Annotated in this window: 23 protein-coding genes and 1 pseudogene; 8 read left to right on the top strand and 16 right to left on the bottom strand. The window is 62.3% G+C overall.

What is annotated here, in order from left to right; translation table 11 throughout:
* Positions 1–17: 17 nt before the first annotated feature.
* The 7 genes from H5P29_RS16655 to H5P29_RS16625 form a co-directional block, all read right to left on the bottom strand.
* Positions 18–767, bottom strand: a complete 750-nt coding sequence (locus tag H5P29_RS16655; RefSeq protein ID WP_154383996.1) for an SDR family NAD(P)-dependent oxidoreductase — start codon at positions 765–767, stop codon at positions 18–20.
* Between the two features lie 11 nt (positions 768–778).
* Positions 779–1,615, bottom strand: a complete 837-nt coding sequence (locus H5P29_RS16650; protein ID WP_067961384.1) for a universal stress protein — start codon at positions 1,613–1,615, stop codon at positions 779–781.
* 144 nt (positions 1,616–1,759) lie between these two features.
* Entirely contained in the window at positions 1,760–2,377 is a 618-nt protein-coding gene (locus H5P29_RS16645) for a phosphoribosyltransferase (protein ID WP_371746497.1), read from the bottom strand.
* Positions 2,378–2,427: 50 nt separating this feature from the next.
* The gene (locus H5P29_RS16640; protein WP_067961380.1) at positions 2,428–2,853 is read right to left on the bottom strand and encodes a DUF2267 domain-containing protein; all 426 of its coding nucleotides are present in this window, start codon (positions 2,851–2,853) and stop codon (positions 2,428–2,430) included.
* A 220-nt stretch (positions 2,854–3,073) separates the two neighbouring features.
* A complete protein-coding gene (locus tag H5P29_RS16635; protein WP_154384233.1) occupies positions 3,074–3,604 on the bottom strand; it encodes an Hsp20/alpha crystallin family protein in 531 nt (176 codons plus the stop codon).
* A 161-nt stretch (positions 3,605–3,765) separates the two neighbouring features.
* A complete protein-coding gene (locus H5P29_RS16630) occupies positions 3,766–4,272 on the bottom strand; it encodes a hypothetical protein (RefSeq protein ID WP_154383995.1) in 507 nt (168 codons plus the stop codon).
* Between the two features lie 20 nt (positions 4,273–4,292).
* Positions 4,293–5,114: a universal stress protein gene (locus tag H5P29_RS16625; RefSeq protein WP_067966429.1), complete on the bottom strand. Its 822-nt coding sequence runs from the start codon at positions 5,112–5,114 to the stop codon at positions 4,293–4,295.
* A 367-nt stretch (positions 5,115–5,481) separates the two neighbouring features.
* On the opposite strand from H5P29_RS16625, the gene H5P29_RS16620 reads away from it, so the two are divergent.
* Positions 5,482–5,769, top strand: coding sequence for a hypothetical protein (locus H5P29_RS16620; protein WP_154383994.1), 288 nt, complete (start codon positions 5,482–5,484; stop codon positions 5,767–5,769).
* Between the two features lie 35 nt (positions 5,770–5,804).
* Here the strand turns inward: H5P29_RS16620 and H5P29_RS16615 are convergent, their stop codons facing one another.
* The gene (locus H5P29_RS16615; RefSeq protein WP_067966427.1) at positions 5,805–6,152 is read right to left on the bottom strand and encodes a RidA family protein; all 348 of its coding nucleotides are present in this window, start codon (positions 6,150–6,152) and stop codon (positions 5,805–5,807) included.
* 187 nt (positions 6,153–6,339) lie between these two features.
* On the bottom strand, positions 6,340–6,801 hold the full coding sequence (locus H5P29_RS16610) for an acyl-CoA thioesterase (RefSeq protein WP_067966424.1): 462 nt from the start codon (positions 6,799–6,801) through the stop codon (positions 6,340–6,342).
* A 689-nt stretch (positions 6,802–7,490) separates the two neighbouring features.
* Here H5P29_RS16610 and H5P29_RS16605 point away from each other — a divergent pair.
* Together H5P29_RS16605 and H5P29_RS16600 are read left to right on the top strand one after the other, a co-directional pair.
* Positions 7,491–7,937: pseudogene (locus H5P29_RS16605) on the top strand (aldehyde dehydrogenase family protein); the annotation flags it as partial.
* Between the two features lie 214 nt (positions 7,938–8,151).
* On the top strand, positions 8,152–9,111 hold the full coding sequence (locus H5P29_RS16600) for an aspartyl/asparaginyl beta-hydroxylase domain-containing protein (protein WP_208993644.1): 960 nt from the start codon (positions 8,152–8,154) through the stop codon (positions 9,109–9,111).
* A gap of 107 nt (positions 9,112–9,218) precedes the next feature.
* Here the strand turns inward: H5P29_RS16600 and H5P29_RS16595 are convergent, their stop codons facing one another.
* Entirely contained in the window at positions 9,219–9,659 is a 441-nt protein-coding gene (locus H5P29_RS16595; RefSeq protein WP_154383993.1) for a hypothetical protein, read from the bottom strand.
* Between the two features lie 303 nt (positions 9,660–9,962).
* Between H5P29_RS16595 and H5P29_RS16590 the strand changes: the two genes are divergently transcribed.
* From H5P29_RS16590 to H5P29_RS16580, 3 genes are all read left to right on the top strand, one after another.
* Complete coding sequence (locus H5P29_RS16590) at positions 9,963–10,394, top strand: hypothetical protein (protein ID WP_067961369.1); 432 nt, start codon at positions 9,963–9,965, stop codon at positions 10,392–10,394.
* Positions 10,395–10,469: 75 nt separating this feature from the next.
* Positions 10,470–10,868 (top strand): VOC family protein, encoded by a 399-nt coding sequence (locus H5P29_RS16585; protein ID WP_067961367.1) that lies wholly within the window; start codon positions 10,470–10,472, stop codon positions 10,866–10,868.
* A gap of 124 nt (positions 10,869–10,992) precedes the next feature.
* Positions 10,993–11,838 (top strand): alpha/beta hydrolase, encoded by an 846-nt coding sequence (locus H5P29_RS16580; RefSeq protein WP_210252492.1) that lies wholly within the window; start codon positions 10,993–10,995, stop codon positions 11,836–11,838.
* 66 nt (positions 11,839–11,904) lie between these two features.
* On the opposite strand, the gene H5P29_RS16575 is transcribed toward H5P29_RS16580, so the two are convergent.
* The 4 genes from H5P29_RS16575 to minC form a co-directional block, all read right to left on the bottom strand.
* The gene (locus tag H5P29_RS16575) at positions 11,905–12,660 is read right to left on the bottom strand and encodes a DUF1868 domain-containing protein (protein WP_154383992.1); all 756 of its coding nucleotides are present in this window, start codon (positions 12,658–12,660) and stop codon (positions 11,905–11,907) included.
* A 242-nt stretch (positions 12,661–12,902) separates the two neighbouring features.
* Entirely contained in the window at positions 12,903–13,172 is a 270-nt protein-coding gene (gene minE, locus H5P29_RS16570; RefSeq protein WP_067961364.1) for a cell division topological specificity factor MinE, read from the bottom strand.
* Positions 13,169–13,984: a septum site-determining protein MinD gene (minD, locus tag H5P29_RS16565; protein WP_067961362.1), complete on the bottom strand. Its 816-nt coding sequence runs from the start codon at positions 13,982–13,984 to the stop codon at positions 13,169–13,171. Before minD ends, minE begins: the two co-directional genes overlap by 4 nt.
* Before the next feature lie 17 nt (positions 13,985–14,001).
* The gene (gene minC, locus H5P29_RS16560; protein ID WP_154383991.1) at positions 14,002–14,706 is read right to left on the bottom strand and encodes a septum site-determining protein MinC; all 705 of its coding nucleotides are present in this window, start codon (positions 14,704–14,706) and stop codon (positions 14,002–14,004) included.
* 242 nt (positions 14,707–14,948) lie between these two features.
* On the opposite strand from minC, the gene H5P29_RS16555 reads away from it, so the two are divergent.
* Together H5P29_RS16555 and H5P29_RS16550 are read left to right on the top strand one after the other, a co-directional pair.
* Positions 14,949–15,641 carry a lysoplasmalogenase gene (locus tag H5P29_RS16555; protein WP_154383990.1) on the top strand — a complete coding sequence of 231 codons (693 nt, stop codon included), beginning with the start codon at positions 14,949–14,951 and terminating at the stop codon, positions 15,639–15,641.
* Positions 15,628–17,052 carry a coniferyl aldehyde dehydrogenase gene (locus tag H5P29_RS16550; RefSeq protein ID WP_154383989.1) on the top strand — a complete coding sequence of 475 codons (1,425 nt, stop codon included), beginning with the start codon at positions 15,628–15,630 and terminating at the stop codon, positions 17,050–17,052. Before H5P29_RS16555 ends, H5P29_RS16550 begins: the two co-directional genes overlap by 14 nt.
* A gap of 18 nt (positions 17,053–17,070) precedes the next feature.
* Here the strand turns inward: H5P29_RS16550 and H5P29_RS16545 are convergent, their stop codons facing one another.
* Both H5P29_RS16545 and H5P29_RS16540 read right to left on the bottom strand, forming a co-directional pair.
* Positions 17,071–17,535, bottom strand: coding sequence for a DUF1801 domain-containing protein (locus tag H5P29_RS16545; protein WP_348640607.1), 465 nt, complete (start codon positions 17,533–17,535; stop codon positions 17,071–17,073).
* Between the two features lie 81 nt (positions 17,536–17,616).
* Positions 17,617–18,510 (bottom strand): DMT family transporter, encoded by an 894-nt coding sequence (locus H5P29_RS16540; protein WP_067961354.1) that lies wholly within the window; start codon positions 18,508–18,510, stop codon positions 17,617–17,619.
* Positions 18,511–18,579 lie beyond the last annotated feature (69 nt).

Below are 18,579 nucleotides of genomic sequence, written 5' to 3'. Positions count from 1 at the left end.
CGATGCCGTGAGGGCGACTATCGCGACGTGTAACCTCCGTCGACCAGATGATAGCTGCCCGTTATGAAGCTTGCTCTTTCGGACAAGAGGAAGCAGGTCAGCGCCGCGACCTCACGCGCAGATCCGAGGCGGTTCAACGGGTGCAGGGCCGCCAGCTGTCCGATCGTCTCATCGTCCAGGTTCTTCTTGAGGAGTGGGGTGTCGATAAACGCTGGGCCGACGGCGTTAACGCGAACATTCTTCGCTGCATATTCAATGGCTACCGCTTTCGTCAATCCAACCAGAGCGTGCTTTGCAGCAACATATGCGCAAGCCTTGCTCCAACCCACCGACCCCAGGATGGAAGACATATTGACGATCGCTCCTCCGCCGGACTTCAGCATGGCCGGAAGCTGGAACTTGATGCAGTAGAAAACACCATCGAGATTCACTTCCAACACGCTTAGCCAATTATCGATCGGATAGTCGGCCGTTTCGGTATCCACGCCGCCTATGCCCGCATTGTTGACCGCAAGGTGAAGGCCTCCGAACGTCTCCACGGCGAACCGGACCATCTGTTCAACTGATCGTGGATCAGCAACGTCGACCTGGCAGGCGTGGGCTTCGCCATTTTCAGCCACGATGGCTTGTGCCACGCGTGCCGCTGAGTGGATGTCGATGTCTGCCACAACAACCTTGGCACCGCCCGCGGCAAGCTCTCGAGCCACAGCCTCGCCTATGCCCGATCCAGCTCCGGTGACAAGCGCGACTTTACTCGAGAACTCCATGGTCGCGTTCCTCAATGCGACATCAGTATCGGCAGACGCAGGTCTGTCAGCACGCCTTCCGTCGCCCCTCCAAGCACGAAGTCACGAACCCTGGAATGGCCGTATCCCCCCATCACCAGGAGGTCCGCACCCAGCTCTATCGCCCGTTCCTGCAAGGTGATTGCGATCGGGCAGTCTTCGGATTTGATGTCTGCGGCATCCGCGTTGAGCCCACGCTTTCTCAATGAAGCGACCAGCTTTTCGCCGATGTCGGCTGCCTTCAGCGGCTTTTCGTCGACTATCGTGAGAACATGAATCCTGGAGGCGTGCGTCAGGAGTGGTAATGCATCAGCCACGGCGCGAGCTGCCACGCGGCTGCCGTCCCATGCGATCGCGATGTGCTCGATCTTGGCTGCGCTGGCCGAGTCGGGCAGCAGGATTGTTGGCCGGCCGGAGTCGAAAATGACCCCTTCCGCAATCATTCTGGAGGTCTGGTTGTTCGGCTCCCACCCCACGAGCGCAAAGTCATGATACCTAGCATGGGTTGCCGCATTTTCACCCTGAAGCGCGAGAAGGACGGCCTCGGAAGCAGTGGTGACGGCAACGCCCTGTCGCGATCCTTCTTCGACCACTTTCGCGAGAAGGTGATCGCCGGCTTTGCGACTGACTGCCTCGGCCTCCCGGATTCGCGCCGGGACATCGATCAGAATTCGTGACAATGGACTCGAAACGTGTGGGATCTCCGCATGAATCGCTAGAACATGCAGGTCGGCATGCAGCTGTTGCGCGACAGCGACGGCATTGACGGCGACGGCATCCGAGTTTGGATCAGGATATGTCGCGAGTGGCAGAAAAATCTGGGTTTTCATGCTGCGTCTCCTTGAGCAACGTTTCAGGAAGCCACATCGACCTGAACATGGTCAGAATGAGCGTTCCGGGAGATCTTCGCCTTGACGTAGAGCAAACATTTGCAGATGCACCGCAACTGCCCGAGAGAAGACATCGGAATTGTCTTATCGAGGATGCCGAAGCCTTCGCTCTTCGTTGGCTGCCCGAAGCGCATTCATCGCGTCCTCATCCGTCAGCTGAGGGAAACTGCGATAGTGGTAGCTCAGGGCGCGAAAGCGGCCTGGCGCACTCAAGCAGAAGACTTGGTCGGCCTCCTGTCGGAGAACGTCAAGCGCGTCGGACGGTGCGACAGGGAGTGCCACGACGGTACGTGTCGGCCCCCGCCGTTTGACCGCGCGCAAGGCGACTTTCAGGGTCGCCCCCGTGGCGGCACCGTCGTCGACCAAGACCGCAGTTCTGCCAGCCAGTGAATGGGAGCGGGTGACCCCTCGAAAAAGCCTGCTGCGCCGCTCCAGTTCCGGACGCTCTGCGTTCACCAGCGCAGCAAGTTCCTCGTCTCCCAGGGAATACGCTTCGACGATTTCGCGGTTCACGACCACATCCGGAGGCGTGCCATCGACGATTGCAGCGACAGCCAATTCCGCGTTCCCCGGCGCGCCAACTTTGCGGACAATGAGCACGTCGAGAGGAGCATCGAGCGCACTAGCGACGGCTGCGGCCACTGGGATGCCCCCACGGGGAAGCGCCAGAACAACGGGCTTGGCCAGCTTGGCGCCAAGCAATTCAAGCCCCAGCCTTTCGCCCGCCTCTTGCCTATCTCGGAACATTGCCGTCATTCCGGCCAAAGGTGTCGAAGCGACTTGCGCATCGAATTCTTCACCTGGACGATTTCACCATGGGAAAGATGCCGATCGAGGAGCCTGAATACGGCTGCAATACCTTCCTCGATGTCGACCTCGGGCTGTTCGTTCAAGGACTTCGAGATTCGGAGCACAAAGTCACGTTTGTCACGCTCCACGGCGGGCGACTTCGCTGGATCCCAGCCTTCGAAATAGATTCCTCGGATCATCTCAGGTAGCTGCGAAGAAAGATCCGCGGCCTCCTCTGGCGACAGCCAGTCGCGCAACGCCTGAAGCACCGCCCTCATCAAACGATGAGAGAGGTTTTCCGGCCAGCCGAGATCGGCAGCCAGTTCATTCACCCATTGCTGAGCTTGCTGGGCGGAGTGTGAGAAGTTGGGCTTTGATGCGTGTCCCATGAGTCGACCCCATGTCCTTTGCCGGAGTGTCTCGACTTTTGGTGGTTTGGGAGATCAGCCTCACCACCCCACGTCGTTGCGAAGTATCTGGCGATCTCGTTGTCAGAAAGCCCCAGGTGCCTCAGGGCGCGGACGCTAGCTTTCGTCCGCTACCATCGGAGACCTTCTGGCATGAGTGTCGGCGCCATGAACGCGCCAACACTCAGCATTGTGGTTGGCCCTATGCGGCCTTCACCGTGATCGTCTTTTCAGGCTTCTGGGCTTCCGCAGTCTTCGGCAGCCTGACAGTCAAGATGCCCTTCGAAAAGGTGGCTTCGATCTTGTCGGCATCGACCCCCTCGGGAATCTGAACGGACCGCTGGAATGAACCGTAACGGCGTTCTGACAGGAAATAGTCTTTCTTCTTCTCTTCCTTTTTCTCGGATTTTTCACCCTTGATCGTCAGCACGTGGTTGGTGACCTTGATATCGATGTCCTTCTCGTCGGCCCCAGGGAGTTCGGCCGTGATTTCGTACTCCCCGTCCTTTTCGACCAGATCCATCGCAGGAGCCAATGGCCAATTGCCTGAAAAGGGAGTGCGTAGCTCTGGCAACCTTGGAATAGCCCCACGCCAACCAAATGGATGGAAATCATCGAAGAGACGATCGACCTCTCGGCGCAAGGACTCAAACGAAGTCCATCCTCCGCCGCGAGCCTGCGGTACATTTTCCTTCTCGGCCGTTACGGGAAGTTTGGTCGATGTATCAGCCATGGAATTGATCCTTCTTGAACGTTGACCTATCGCCTCGTTTGGGCAGCTATTCCGCCGCGTGCACAGATGGCCGCGCAGGTTGGAGAGGCGCTCTCCCAGCTCTTCCTTGAGACGATGCTCCTGAATGTTACGCCGAGCACCCTCGACCACATTGACGTATGTCAAACTGGCGGTGACCATGACGGCACATTGGGCGTGAAGACGAAGTCAGGCACGTCGCGAAGGGGCCAGAGCAGTTCGGTCACAGTCTCGCTTGTCGACCTGCCTGGATAGGATTCCCACATGTCGCCAGTCGCAGTGAGCCCGCGCGCGTGAATTTCCGCGAGCACAGCCCTGTAGGTGTCGGTCAATGGCTCTCTGGAACCAACTTGTTGAGCCTTGACTGCTTCTCCGGCCGCCGTTGCGCCAAGCCCTAAGCCGGACCCACGCAAGATTCTGAATTGATCCTCGCGTATCGGGAAGCCTGCGTCGAAAAGAACCTCATTCTCGTCGATCTTGCGATAGCGAACCAGACGTGGACCTGCCGGAACGACCATGCTCGACGATAGCGCCCCGTAGAGCTTCTCAAAGCTTACAGCCAGCATGTCGCCGAGTTGTGCAGAGGTGCCACTTCGCGAGACATACGCATAAGGGCTCGGCAACATGGAAACCAGTTCAAGGTCTGGCATTGCTGCACCCTGGATCACCGTCAGTTTGACATCAGCCGATTTATCGCTGGACTTCTAAGCAGGGCACGAGTGACACCGCCAAACGCCCATTCTCGGATTCGGCTATGACCGTAGGCACCGGAGACAAGCAGATCAGCGCCATATTCATCGGCAATCTGGATTAAGGCTTCGGCCTCATCTGCTCCGCCGACATCAATGGCCTCTGCGGTTGCCCTAACGCCATGTCGAGCGAGAAAGCTGACGACATCATCGATGCCTTGTCTCGCTGTGCCGTCGACGCTTCCGAGAGCCACGACGCGCACCCGCGACGCAGCTGTAAGGAATGGCATCGCATCTGCGACTGCACGCCGAGCCTCGCGCGTATCCTTCCAGGCGATCAAGACAGCCTCAGCGCTGACGGGCTTGAAATCGGCAGGCGCCAGCAGCACTGGGCGCCCTGCGGAAAGCAGCAAAGTTCCATGGTCCACAGTTCGGTTGGAGTCGACTGCCGATAGAGGCCCAGACCCCGCGACGATCAAGTCTGCCGCTCGCGAGTGCAGTGCTAGCAGTTGGTTGGGATTGCCGATTTCACCACGCCAGGAGACACGTTTGTCGTCGCCTGCCAGCTGGAAGAATTCCTGCCTTACCTTTGCGAGGCGGTCCTCAATTTCGTCGACTTGGCGCTGCATCGCTTCTGCAATTGCAAGGTCGCTGTCACCTGTCGGCATGACATATCTCGGCTCGGCCGCGCAGAAGCCTATCAAATCTGCGTCAAACATCAGAGCCGCGGCTTTTGCATAGGCTACCCTAGACCGGACAGGACGGTCGATATCGAGTTGCAGGAGGATCGTGTTGTAGCTCATTGACTTGCTCCACTCCGAGCAAACCATGACATGTTGGCGTTGGTCCGCTTTGACGTGCGTCAAGGAGGAGCCTTACCCGACAACCAAATCGGCCTTCGATAGATTTCCTTCGCTCATCAGTTGCACCCGCCCATCTCACTGACAGGCGGGTGTTGCGGTCGGCCGCTTACCAAATCCCAAATGATTGGGCATTTGATCCTTCGCCAGCCGCACCAGCTGCAAGATCTGGGTTATCCCGCCCGGCTACCGTCGGTCGATGGTCTCTTTCAAGTCTGGGACCTCATAGGGAGCTTCGGGTTTGGCATTGTGCGTCAGGGTGCTTCCGGGGCAGCCCATCTCAGGCGATCTGGTCGCGGAAGATTACTACATGTCCAAGACCGATAAGGACATCAACGCGCTCTTGCGGTCAAAGCGCCTGCGCATTGATGAAGGACGTTACTCGAAAACACTGTCGATCCTACGGGTTCGACATGACAGTTCAGATCTGAGTGATCTCTCCGAGGAAGAACTGCGCACCGTCGTCTGGAAAAAGGAATGGTGCGTCAGGTTTCTCCGTGAAGCTTCCAACATTGAGGAGCGATGGCAGCCGCGTCGAACCCTGGAAGATTTCGGAGTCTTCCTTGAAATCCATCGCGACGCGATGGTGGTATCTTGACGAGAGGCGGCGCCCGGCAGCATTCCTCACCTGCCCTACCGCGCAGCTACCGCCGTGATTTCAACGCCGAGATCGGGATAGGCGAGCCTGGATTCGACCGTCGCCCTCGCCGGCGCCTCGCCGGAGATGACCCATCGGTCCCAGGCTTCGTTCATCTGGGCGAAGTTCGACATGTCGGCCAGATAGATCTGCACCATGGCGAGGTTCCTCTTGGTCACCCCGGCCTGCGCCAGCGTCTCGTCGAGCAACTGGAGCACCTCTTCCGTCTGTTCGCGCACCGATTGGCCTCGCGTCTTCTCGGCGGTGTGGCCGGCGACGAAAATCAGGTTGCCTACGACGACAGCGTCACTCCACCTGATATCGGGGTTTATTCTTTCAAGCATCGGATCATCCTTTTTCGCGGGCTCCACGGCACGTGGGAATCCAACTGACGACAGCCTATGTTTGATAGGCCGCCAGAGAGCAAGGGACGTTCATCGGCAGCGATCTGCCGGCAGCTGAGACGCCATTCGTCACGGCCGAGAGTTTTCGGCGGGTGGCGAGTGGCTGCACCATCCAACATACACGCCGCTACTCTTCGCCCGCATTCGCTGCGGCCCGAAAGCGCCCCTCGAACTCCCGCCTCAGTTCGCGGCGCAGTTCAGCGGCGCGGTGGCGTCTGCGGTCGATGTCGGTCGACGGCACAAAAGGCGGGATCCCGGTCGGGCGGCCGTCTTCGTCCACTGCCACCATGGTGAAGTAGCAGGAATTTGTGTGGCGCCGCTGGCCGGAGCGAATGTTTTCGGCCTCGACGTGGATGCCGATTTCCATCGAGGTGCGGCCGGCGAAATTGACCGAGGCCCGGAAGGTGACAAGTTCGCCGACATTGATCGGCTCGCGGAACACCACCTGGTCTACCGAGAGCGTGACGGCGTATTTGTTGGAATAACGGGACGCGCATGAGAAAGCGACGCGGTCGAGGAGATTGAGCAAGGCACCGCCATGCACCTTGCCGCTGAAATTCGCCATTTCGGGCGTCATCAGCACGACCATCTCGAGCCGGCGCGTATCCCTGTCCACCTAACGAACCTCCCCGATGATCGCAGCCGCATTCGACCACATTTGATGCGCGTCGAACACTGCGCACTTCATCACCGTCCCAAACTGCGAGCCCGAATGGTCGCGAAGGAGCTGTGCCCAAAACAGGTCGGAGACGCGCCCATTCCGATCGAGCTCAACTGGCTGCTCCATCAGACGAACAAGCTACATGAACCCATCCAATGAGCTAATTGTCTCTGTACCTGCGACGGGCGTAGATTCGAGGGTGGGAAGGTGGGGTAGTGCGCCGACGCGGTGCCTTAAATCCTAGGTGTGAGTATTGCGTCGGCTGCCCCACCCCAACGCCCACCGCGCAATGCAGACGGCCCGACTTGGCAACGCCAAGCGGGCCGCTCTTGCAATTGCTGGCCGCCACCGCCACGTTCTGCTTTGAAGGTTGGAACGCACCTATCTCGTCGTCATGCCAACGCGACGCAGGAGCGCAGCGGCGAGGAGCGATCCGGGAAATGGACCAAAAGCAATTGCTTGGCCTTTCGAGCGACGAACGCCCGAAGTGACAGCGAAGAGCCTCGGAGACTATAGGATTCCTGCAGTGACATTGCGGAAAGCATAGATCCGCACTGCTGGCGCAGCTTACTCCATCGTCCTGAACACCTAGCGTAGCGTCCTGATCGAGCCGGCGTCATGACGAGGTCGTCGAACGGCTGGCCGCGCGCGCCGCATCCACCCGCATCGGCGACCCCAGGGAGACCTCGACCAGCATGGGGCCGCTGGTCTCGGAAGTGCAGATGAAGCGTCTGCTCGACTACATCGAGATCGGCAAGCAGGAGGGCGTGCGCCTGGTCACCGGCGGCAGCCGCCACGGCGAGCGCGGTTTCTATGTCGAGCCGACAGTCTTCGCCGACGTCGCGCACGAGATGCGCATCTCGCAGGAAGAGATCTTCGGCCCCGTCGCCACCGTCATCAAATTCAACGACGACGAGGACGCACTGCGCATTGCCAACGGAACTGTCTATAGCCTCGCCGCCGGGGTCTGGACGGCAGATATCGGCCGCGCCCACGACTTCACCAGGCGCCTCAAGGCCGGCACGGTCTGGGTCAACACCTATGGCCCGACCGACATCCGCCTGCAAAAGCCGCCGAAATCATCGGCGGCTTTTGTCGTTGGTGGGGGCACATCGTCCCAATCAGCCAAGGAATGCCAGCCAGTTTGCCCGACCCAACGATCCGATCTGCCGGCAGCAAAGCCGATCGGTGGCGAGCTGTAGCCGAGCACCGTCACGTAATGCTGCTGCAATGCGTCATCCGTAATCAGTCGCGCGGAAGGTTTTCCAAGGAGAACTCATGCTGGTTTCCGCGTTCATTCTGGCGCTCGCCGCCATAAGCATCGTTTATGTCTACCGTTTCAGGGGTGAGGCTCGCTACAACAGCCTGACCGAGTATATCCGCAAGGGTTGGCCGATCTTCACGCCCCTCAATTGCGTGCTCTACATGACCACGCTGCGGCGTGGATCGAAGGCCGTCCTCGACCCGGCCGAGTTCCCTGAAGTCGGCCTGCTGCGCCAGAACTGGCAGACGATCCGCGACGAAGGGCTGGAGCTGGTGCGCCAGGGCTATTTTGACGCGACCAAGCGTCCGGGCACGGCAGGCTCCTACGATGTCGGCTTTCGGACGTTCTTCAAATATGGCTGGAGCCGCTTCTACCTCAACTGGTATGGCTACACGCACCATTCCGCGCGGCGGCTCTGTCCCCGGACGACAGAGATATTGCTGCAGGTGCCGGCGGTGCATGGCGCCATGTTCGCCTTCCTGCCGGGCCGCTCAAAACTGACCAGGCATGCCGATCCCCTCGCCGTATCCCTGCGCTATCATCTTGGCCTGGCGACACCCAATTCGGACGACTGCTTCATCAATGTCGATGGCCGCAATCAGAGCTGGCGCGATGGCGAGGTGCTGATGTTCGACGAGACCTACCTGCACTATGTCCGCAACGACACCGACTCCGACCGTCTCATCCTCATGTGCGACGTCAAACGCCCGTTGAACCCGATCGGGGCGCTGTTCAACTTTTTCTACCAGGGCATAACCCGTGCCTCGGTCGTGCCCAACACACCGGAAGACCATCGCGGTCTGGCCAACAGGGCCTTTGCCCGGCTATCACCGCTGCTGGCACGGATCAAAGCGCTGAAGGCGACCAATCGCCTGATGTATTACACCATCAAGCGGTCGGTAAATGTGCTGCTGGTCCTGCTGCTTGTGGGCTTGGCAACGGGCGTGGCTCAATTGCTTGGCCGCCTGGTTTGAAGGCCGTATCGTAGAACCATCCCTGGTTTCGGAACACGGCCGCTCGGGGATGGCTTTTCAGAATTGCCGATGCAGGGTGTGATGGAGGCTGCGAAAAGACCGCAATCTCAGCACCGCCGCACCCCGCCTCTCCTGGCGCAACGCTTGCGCTCGCCCGGGCTCCGGTTTGCGACGACAGGGCCGGCATCCGCCTCCGTAATGCCGTAGCGCTTGTAGAATTCGGCGTTGTCGCGCTCGATCTGCTCGCGCATCACCTTGTCGTGGCGGATGATCATCGCGTCGCGGGCAGCCCTGCCCGCCGTCGTGGTAACAAGGCTGCCGGCACCCATTGGCAGCATCGAGGCGGCTACCCCCGCGACGCCCTGCGCCGTTCCCAGCGCAGTCGCCTCCGCCATCATCTGCTTTTCCAGCTTGCGCGTGTCGTAGGAATAGCCAGGGCCTTCGAAGTTCGATTCAGTGGTCGTCGAGCAGGCCGAGATCGCGTAGCAGAGCGCCAGCGCGCCACTGCCGATCCATGCCCGATGACCTGACAATGCGGTTCTGCCCATGCCTCGCCCCTCGACCGGCAACGGCCGGCGCAGCGGCGGCCCCTGCCGCCAGCCCCTTTCATTTACGCCCGGGGGAAGGCCACGTCTTGGACTGGAATGAACAGACCATGCCCAGACGGAACAAGCCATCGATTTCAGCTGTTACTCGGCAAAACAACTTGCTGCCTGCACCAAATCTGCTGCACGAAATACGCGCAGTGTTGCTGGAATATCTTTTCCTCGCGACCGGAACAGCCAAAAATTGTTCACTGGACATCGTTCTTCCCTAGGGCAAACTGCCTCCAGGGGTGCGAAGGAGGAGATATGCGCGCAAGAACAGCGACCATCGGCGACCTCGAGGTGGTCTTCCATGACCTGTCCAAACGGATGTCCGACGAGTATGCCGCCGCCGGCAAGGACGCCAAGAGCGCCTACGACAACCTGATGATGAACCTGAAGGAAGGACGCGCCCACGCGCTTGTCGAAGGTGACCGCCCGGTGGCGATCATCGCCTGGCACGAGCATTCGGACGCGGCCGAAACACTCTTCGCCGCCCAGGACGAGTTCTTCGCCGCGCCCACGGTCCGGTTCTGCAAGCGTCACATCCGCCGTATCCAGCAACTTGCCGGCAACGTGCCGATCCACTCGCGCGGCTGGCTCGATCGCCCCGAGGTCGCGCGCTGGTTCCGCATCATCGGCTATGTCGAACGCGGCCGGCAGCATGGCGCCCTGCTGTTCGAACTCCCGCCCGCCTAGACCAGCCGCCTTGGCAAGGACGCGTCGTCGTAGCAGACTGCTGCGGCGACTGTGCCCCCATCCCGGGAGTAACCGATGCCATCTGACACGGTACACTCTGAAATGGTCAATGTCCGCTACCTCGTCGACGACGTCGAGGTCTCGATCGACTGGTACACGCGCCATCTCGGCTTCGAGGTGCTTACCAACTATGCGCCGGCCTTTGCCGACGTCTCCCGTGGGTCGCTGCGCCTGTTGCTCAGCGGCCCGACCAGTTCGGCGGCACGGCCGATGTCCGATGGCGCCCAGCCGCGCGCCGGCGGCTGGAACCGCATCCACCTGATCGTCGACGATCTCGCGGCGCAGGTGGCGCGACTGCGGGCCGAGGGCGCGCAGTTCCGCAACGACATGATCAAGGGCCCCGGCGGCGCGCAGATCCTGCTCGTCGACCCCTCGGGCAATCTCGTCGAGCTGTTCCAACCGGCCGGGCGCTAGGCGTAAGAGGTCGCGGCTTCCCCCGACAGGCGCCTGTACAACCCATGCTTGCGCGCTTGAGCAAAGGCGCTCACAGTTCCTTGGCCTCGATGGGAGGTTCTTTTCATCAACTGCGGGGGTAGTCATGATGCAGGCTTGGGGAGCTGATACGACCGAAGAGACATTCCAGAGCGCCGGAGGGCTGAACATCTTCCTCAGGTCGCGGCGACCGGAAGGCAAGGCGCGCGCCGTCGTCGTCATCTGCCACGGCGTCAATTCCCATGGCGGGCAGTATGGCTGGGCGGCGGAGCATCTCGTGAAGCACGGCTTTGCCGTCTTCGCGCTCGACCTGCGCGGACGCGGCAAATCGGACGGCGAACGCTTCTTTGTCGAGACGGTCGGCGACTATGTCAGCGATGTCGCCGGCGCGATCCGGATTGCCAAGTCGCGATATCCCGGCCTGCCGCTGTTCCTGCTCGGCCACAGCGCCGGCGGCGTGGTCTCGGCCACTTACACGCTCGAAAACCAGTCGGAGCTTGCCGGCTTCATCTGCGAGAGTTTTGCCTTCCAGGTGCCGGCGCCCGGATTCGCGCTCGCTGCGATCAAAGGGCTCAGCCACGTCGCCCCGCGCCTGCCGGTGCTTAAGCTCAAGAACGAGGATTTTTCCCGCGACCCGGATGCGGTGGCAGCTCTCAACAGCGACCCGCTGATCGCCCACGAGGTTCAGCCGGCGCTGACCGTCGCAGCGCTCGTCCGCGCCGACGAAAGGCTGCGTGAGGAGTTCCCCATGATCACCCTGCCGGTGCTGATCATGCACGGCACCTCCGACAAGGCCACCGTCTGCCATGGAAGCGAATACTTTTTCGAAACCGCCGGCTCCCGGGACAAGACGCTGAAGCTCTATGAGGGCCATTATCACGATCTGCTCAACGACATCGGCAAGGAAGACGCCATTGCCGACATGACCAATTGGATCGACAAGCGCCTTTAGGCGCGCCAGCGCTGGGCGGCGTACAGGTCGTCACCGGGATCGCGACGCTCGCCGCGATCCATTCATTCAGCTGCCGAGTGCCTCCCACCTCCGCAATTTCCGCCCAAGGCCGCCAAGCACCAGCAACTCGCAGAAGTGGTTCATGTCCTCGAACGAGCAGAACGCCGGCGGGTCGAGTTCGAGGATCGGCATCTTGCGCCTGATGTCGCCGGCCACTTCGCCCAGCATCTCCTGCCAGCGCGGCAAGGCGTCGTCGTCGAGCCAGTCGATGGCGTAGGCGAAGGTGATGTGGAACGGGTAGTCGTCATGATCGGGATGGCGGTAGCCGAGCAGGTCGGCGAGCACGTCGCGCCATTGGCGCATTGCCCTGCGGTCGCGTTCCCGGGCACCGTCAACCAGAAGGCCGGAGGGCCGCGCATGTGTCACCTCGACCTGGAACGGCTCCAAGACCGGCAGCGTCTCCAGCCGCGCGGCCATGATCTCGGTCAACTCCTCGATCGACGCGTCGAGCGCCAGGCCATCCGGCCAGAATCCCGGCTTGCGACGGTACTCGATGACGCCCTGGAACAGTGTCATGTGCAGGCTGGTGATGGGAGTGAAGACGAAGTGCCTCGCCTCGGGCATGGCGAGGAATTTCTCGCGGGCCTCGACCAGACCTTCCAGCGTCGGCGAGCCCTTCGAGACATGGCAGACGATGGTGTTGCCGGGCTCAGGCAGGAAGCCACCAGCGCGTAGATAGCGCGTGCCGAGATGCGGCGGCTGGGTCGTGTTGCGTCCACTAGAATAAGCGAGCAGTTCGGGCGAGAGAGCATCTGCGGGCATCGTTGCGGTCCATCGTTCGAGGTCCGCCTGCCCTAACGCCCCTCAGCGACCGCCGCATGACAACAAGGAGATACGAGATTGCGAGTTCACGAAGCCGCAGCCTGAAAAGCTGCCCTCACCATCGGGATCGTCGATGCGGGTGCTGCCGCCACGACACCTCAGGCCATCGCCGGCGTGGCAGGCACGACATCCTGCACACCGGCGGCCTCTCGGCGGATCGCCCAGCCAGCCTGCGTCTTCGCTCAGATCGCCGCCGCGGCCTTGATGCCGGCGTTGGGGATATGGATGTCGATTTCCAGCGTCGAGGTGGTGGCGCCGCGATCCATGGTGATCTTGACGTCATCCTGGTTGACCTGGACGTGCTTGGCGATGACCGCGATGATCTCCTCGCGCAGCACGGCGACGAGATCGGGCTGGTTGCGGTTGTTGCGTTCATAGGCGAGCAGCACCTGCAGACGCTCGCGCGCCACCGGTGCACTACCGCCACGCTTGAAGAAGTCGAGCAGTTTCATGCCACTCTCCTTCCCAGAAGACGGTTAAGGAGACCTTTCTTCTCGACCGGCGTGACCATCGGCACGTCCTCGCCCTCAAGGCGCTTGGCAGCGTCGGCATAGGCGCGCGCAGCGGCATTGGTCGGCTCGTTCAGCGTCACTGGCGAGCCGACATTGGAGGCGCGCAACACGCCCTGGCTTTCCGGAATGATGCCGAGCAGCGGCACCGACAGGATTTCCAGCACGTCGTCGATCGACAGCATCTCACCGCGGGCCGCGCGGCCGGCATCGTAGCGGGTTACCAGCACGTGCTTGGTGACGCGCTCACCCTTCTCGGCCTTCAGCGTCTTGGAATCGAGCAGGCCGATGATGCGGTCGGAATCGCGGACGGAGCTGACTTCCGGGTTGGTGACGATGACGGCCTCGTCGGCGAAGCGCATGGCAAGCTGGGCGCCGCGCTCGATGCCGGCCGGGCTGTCGCACAGCACGTAGTCGAACTTGTCCCGGAGCGCGTTGATGACACCGGCGACACCCTCCTCGGTCAGCGCGTCCTTGTCGCGCGTCTGCGAAGCCGGCAGCAGGAACAGCGATTCGACGCGCTTGTCGCGGATCAGCGCCTGCGCCAGCTTGGCCTGGCCCTGCGTGACATTGACGAGGTCGAAGACGACGCGGCGCTCGGCGCCCATCACCAGGTCGAGATTGCGCAGGCCGACGTCGAAGTCGATCAGCACCACCTTCTTGCCGGACTGGGCGAGCACGGCACCGAGGGCAGCCGTCGAGGTCGTCTTGCCGACCCCGCCCTTGCCAGATGTGACGACCACTACCTTGCCCATTTTGTTGTCTCCGTTTGTCAATTGAGGGGCGCGACCTGGATGGCGTTGTCTTCCAGATGGACCTGGATCGCCTTGCCATGCATCGACGGCTCCATGTCCTCGGCGGTGCGGTACCAGCCGTCGACGGCCAAAAGCTCGGCCTCGTTGCGGCGGCAGAAGATGCGGGCGCTGCGGTCGCCCCAGGCGCCGGCAAAGGCGCGGCCGCGCAGCGTGCCATAGACGTGGATCGAGCCGCCGGCGAGGATCTCGGAACCGAAGCTTGCCGAACCCATGACGATCACGTCGCCATGCGGATGGACGATCGACTGGCCGGAACGCACCGGCTGCTCGACGATCAGCGTGTTGGACGGTGACAGCGGCGCCTTGGCGGCCTCCTCGGCCTTCGCCAGCGCTTCGGCGTCGACCTGTTCTTCCTCGACCATCGTCTTCCTGGCGCCGGCCAGTTTCGGTGGCAGCTCGTCGCCGAGCGAATCGATATAGTCGGCCTCGATCGCATAGGTCCTGATTCCGCGCTCGGCGATCAGGGTCACCAGGGCGCCGATTTCGTCGGCCAGCGGCTTCAGCGCATTGAGGTCCAGCACCACCGGCCGACCCTTGAAAAAGCCGGGAGAATTCTCGATCCAGCGGTCGAGATCCTGCAGCCACTGGTCCAGCGGCGCCTCGGGCACAAGCGCGAAGGCAACAAACGAACGGGCGCGAAAGCGGATGGATTTGTTCTGCATCGGGGCGCAAATCACTGGCAGGCTTCTGGGAGGTCGGGGTGTAGGCGATGGTGAACGAAACGTAAACTGCAATTCGCCTTACAGCGCGTTATGCTCCGCGCGTATCGCATTTGCGCAACGGCCCCGTGACCCGACCCCAAACATTGGCACCTGCCCTTCCCGCACTTTACGTAAGGGTAACTGGACAAACTGCCGAAAACATTGGCTTATCCTGACATCGGCAGCACGAGGGGGCGCGCGGCATGGGCACGGCGACACGCAGCAACGCAACGATCTACCGGCTCTTCGCCATCTGCGCGGTGCTGGCCATTCTGGGCAGCCTGATCGCGCCCGATGCCAGCTCGCACTGGCGCTGGCTGCATTACCTCACCAAGCCGACGGCGACGCTGCTATTGCTGATCGCCGTGCTGCGCGGCATGGATTCGCGTAGCTATGGCCTGCCGATCGCCATTGGCCTCGGCTTTGCCGCGGTGGGTGACTTTTTCCTGATGCTGCCGGGAGACTATTTCCTTGCCGGCCTCGTCTGCTTCCTGCTCACCCACTGCGCCTATATCTGGGCGCTGACCCGCGATTCGAAATTTGCAGGCAATATCGGCATCTTCGCGCTGTTTGCCGCGCTGGCCGCTGCCGTCTTCGCCGGGCTGTGGTCGTATTTGCCCTCGCCCATGCGCATTCCGGTTGCGCTCTACGCGCTGGTGCTTGCCACCATGGCCGCCCAGGCGCTGTCGCGCGACCGCCAGCTTGCCGGCACGCCCGCGCAGAAAGCGGCACGCCTTGCAGCCCTCGGCGGCCTGTTCTTCATGGTCAGCGACACGGTGCTTGCTTATGGCCGCTTCCGCTGGAACATTCCCTACAATGCCATCTGGGTGCTCGGCACCTATTATGCAGCGCAGTATCTCTTCGCCCGTTCGACGGAAAACGATGCTGAAGCCTAACGACAGCCAGCCCGACCTCAGGGCAACCTTCGACACGCTGCGCGCCGCCTGGCTCGAGACGCGGCCGTCCTATGCCCAGCGCGTCGACGACCTCAAGCGCCTGCAGCGCGCTTTCGGCCAGCGCCTCGACGAGATGGTCGAGGCAATCAGCGCCGATTTCGGCCACCGCTCCCGCCATGAAAGCCTGCTCGGCGAAGGCAGCGTCGTCTTGTCTGAAATCAAGCACACGCAACGCATGCTGAAATCGTGGATGAAGCCCGAGCGTCGTTCGGCCGGTTGGAAGCTGCTGCCCGCCAGCGCCGAGATCCGCCACGTGCCGCTTGGCGTCGTCGGCATCATCGCGCCGTGGAACTATCCGGTGAACCTGGCGTTGGCACCGCTTGTCGCGGCCATCGCCGCCGGCAACCACGTCTTCCTCAAGCCCTCCGAACACACGCCGCGCACCGCCGCCTTCCTGCAGTCGCTGCTGGCAGAAGTCTTTCCGCCTGCGCGGGTGGCGGTGGCGCAAGGCGGCACTGAGCTGTCGGCGGCCTTTTCCGAACTGCCTTTCGATCACTTGTTCTTCACCGGCTCGACGGCTGTCGGCCGCAAGGTGATGGCCGCGGCCGCCCGCAACCTGACGCCGGTGACACTCGAACTCGGCGGCAAGTCGCCAGCCATCGTCGCGCCGTCTGCCAATCTCGAACGCACGGCCCGGCGCATCGCCACCGGCAAATTCTTCAACGCCGGCCAGACCTGCATCGCGCCCGACTATGTTCTGGTGCCGCAGCAAAAGCGCGACGAGCTCGTCCGCCTGGTCAAGCAGGAAGTCAGTGCCCGCTACAACGCCAGGCAAGGTTTCGACGACTACACCTCGATCGTCAATGACGGCCAGTTCGCCCGCCTGAGCGGCCTGCTCGACGACGCAGCCGTACGAGGCCACGAGCGGGTCCCACTGCTCGACATCGCCACATTGCCCGCCGGCCGCGAGCGCCTGCTGGCGCCGACCGCCGTGCTCGATCCCGCCCCTGACAGCGCCGTCATGCGCGACGAGATCTTTGGGCCGATCCTGCCCATCGTCGGCTATGCTTCGCTGGACCAGGCCATCGCCTATGTGGTGGAGCGAGACCGCCCGCTGGCGCTCTATTGCTTCGGCGACGACAAGGCCGAGATCGAAACCATGCTGTCGCGCATCGTCGCCGGCGGCGTTTGTGTCAACGACACGCTCTACCAGTTCGCCTGCGCCAACCTGCCCTTCGGCGGCGTCGGCGCCTCCGGCATGGGCCACTATCACGGCCGCGAGGGTTTCCTCACCTTCTCCAAGGCGATGCCAGTGTTGCGCAAATACGAGCCCTCGGCCAGTGACCTGATCCGCCCGCCCTACAAGGGCCTGACCGACTGGTTGGTGCGGCTGGTGACGAAACTGCACTGATTGAGATGTGCCGCTGGGTCAGCGCTGCCGCCGGTGATAGGTCAGCGCCATCGCCAGGCAGATCGCCAATGGGGCCGGCAACGGTTTATCGACGTCGAGCAGGAGCGCCCTGTTGCCCTGATAGGTGAAGGTTTCGCCAAAATGGGCGCGAACACTCTCCACCAGCGTCGTTTGACAGTTGAAATACACCGCGCAGCTCTGGCCGCCGGGCTTCGGCCAGCCGAGCCTTATGGTGGAGCCGCTGCCGCTGGTTTCGGTCAGGTAAGCCGGCTCGCCCCATTTCAGCGTTTCGGTCAATGGACCGACGCCCGACGTTTCGGCCGCCGTCGACAGGATCAACCCGCGTATGTCGAGCAACCGCGCCCGCACCGGCGCGGGAAATGCTGCGAAAACAGCCGCCACCGCAGCTGGCATCGCCGCTTCGCGTGCGGCCACGCCGTGCATGTCTGCCGTGCGGCGCTCCTTTATGTCGGCCTGGTGCATCGTCGCTTGCTTCTTGCTTCGCCTGCAGGATCGCGTGATCCAGATTGACAAATCCTGCTGAATTTCAGGCGCCAGCCGCCCTCACTTCATGAAAAGCAGCGCCATGCCCGCCACCACCAGCGCCGCCCCTGCCCAGGCGCCGCCGGCCGGGCGTTCGCCCGTCTTGGCCCACAGCATCGGCAGGATGATCACGGGCGACGTGGCAGACAGGGTCGAGACGATGCCGACCTTGCCGCCGGACAGCGCAAACAGCAGCAGCGTCATGCCGATGGCGAGCGCGATGATGCCGGTCAGCGCTGTCAACGCCGCCACCTTCCAGGTCAGCGGCCCCTTCGGCTTCACCGCCGGGATCGGCAGTTGCAGCAGCACCGTCAGGCAGAAGGCGGCAATGCCGACACGCAGCATCGAGGCGAGGAACGGGTCGATACCTGTCGCCATGACAGGCCGCGCGATGATCGAGCCGATCGCCTGGCCGGTGGCGGCTCCCAGCCCGAGCGCCACGCCGATCCACAGCGGCCCCTTCACCGTCTCCCAGGCGTGCAGCTGGTCGCGGCGCTTGCCGAACAGGATCGCCAGCAACACGCCGGCGACCGTCAACCCGATGCCGGCCGCGGCCTTGGCGGACAGATCCTCGCCCAGCACCATCCAGCCAAGCACGGCAGCAATCGGCGCATTGAGCGCAAACAATATGCCGGAGCGGCGCGGGCCGAGCCGGTTCAGCGCGGCAAACAAAAGCGTGTCGCCGGCGAAGATACCGATCAGGCCCGACAGGATCAGCGGCCCGGCAACGCCGGCGTCGAGTTCGCGCCAGCTGCCGGTCGCCACCACGTAGACAGCCAAAAGCCCGGTGACGAAGAGCTGGCGCAGCCGGTTGAACGCCGGCGCACCGAGATGGCCGGCAGGCCCGGCCGAGATCAGCCCGGTGATGGCCCAGCATGTCGCGGCACCCAGTGCTGCAATCTCGTAAACAGGCATCGGCGACTCGGCATGAATGAGGAACGGAAGGGCCCAAGAGATACCAGAGACCGGACAGAGGTGAAACGC

Origin of the sequence: Aminobacter sp. MDW-2 (assembly GCF_014250155.1) — a bacterium.
GTDB classification, from domain to species: Bacteria; Pseudomonadota; Alphaproteobacteria; order Rhizobiales; family Rhizobiaceae; genus Aminobacter; species Aminobacter ciceronei.
This window is presented reverse-complemented; position numbering and strand designations above follow the sequence as displayed.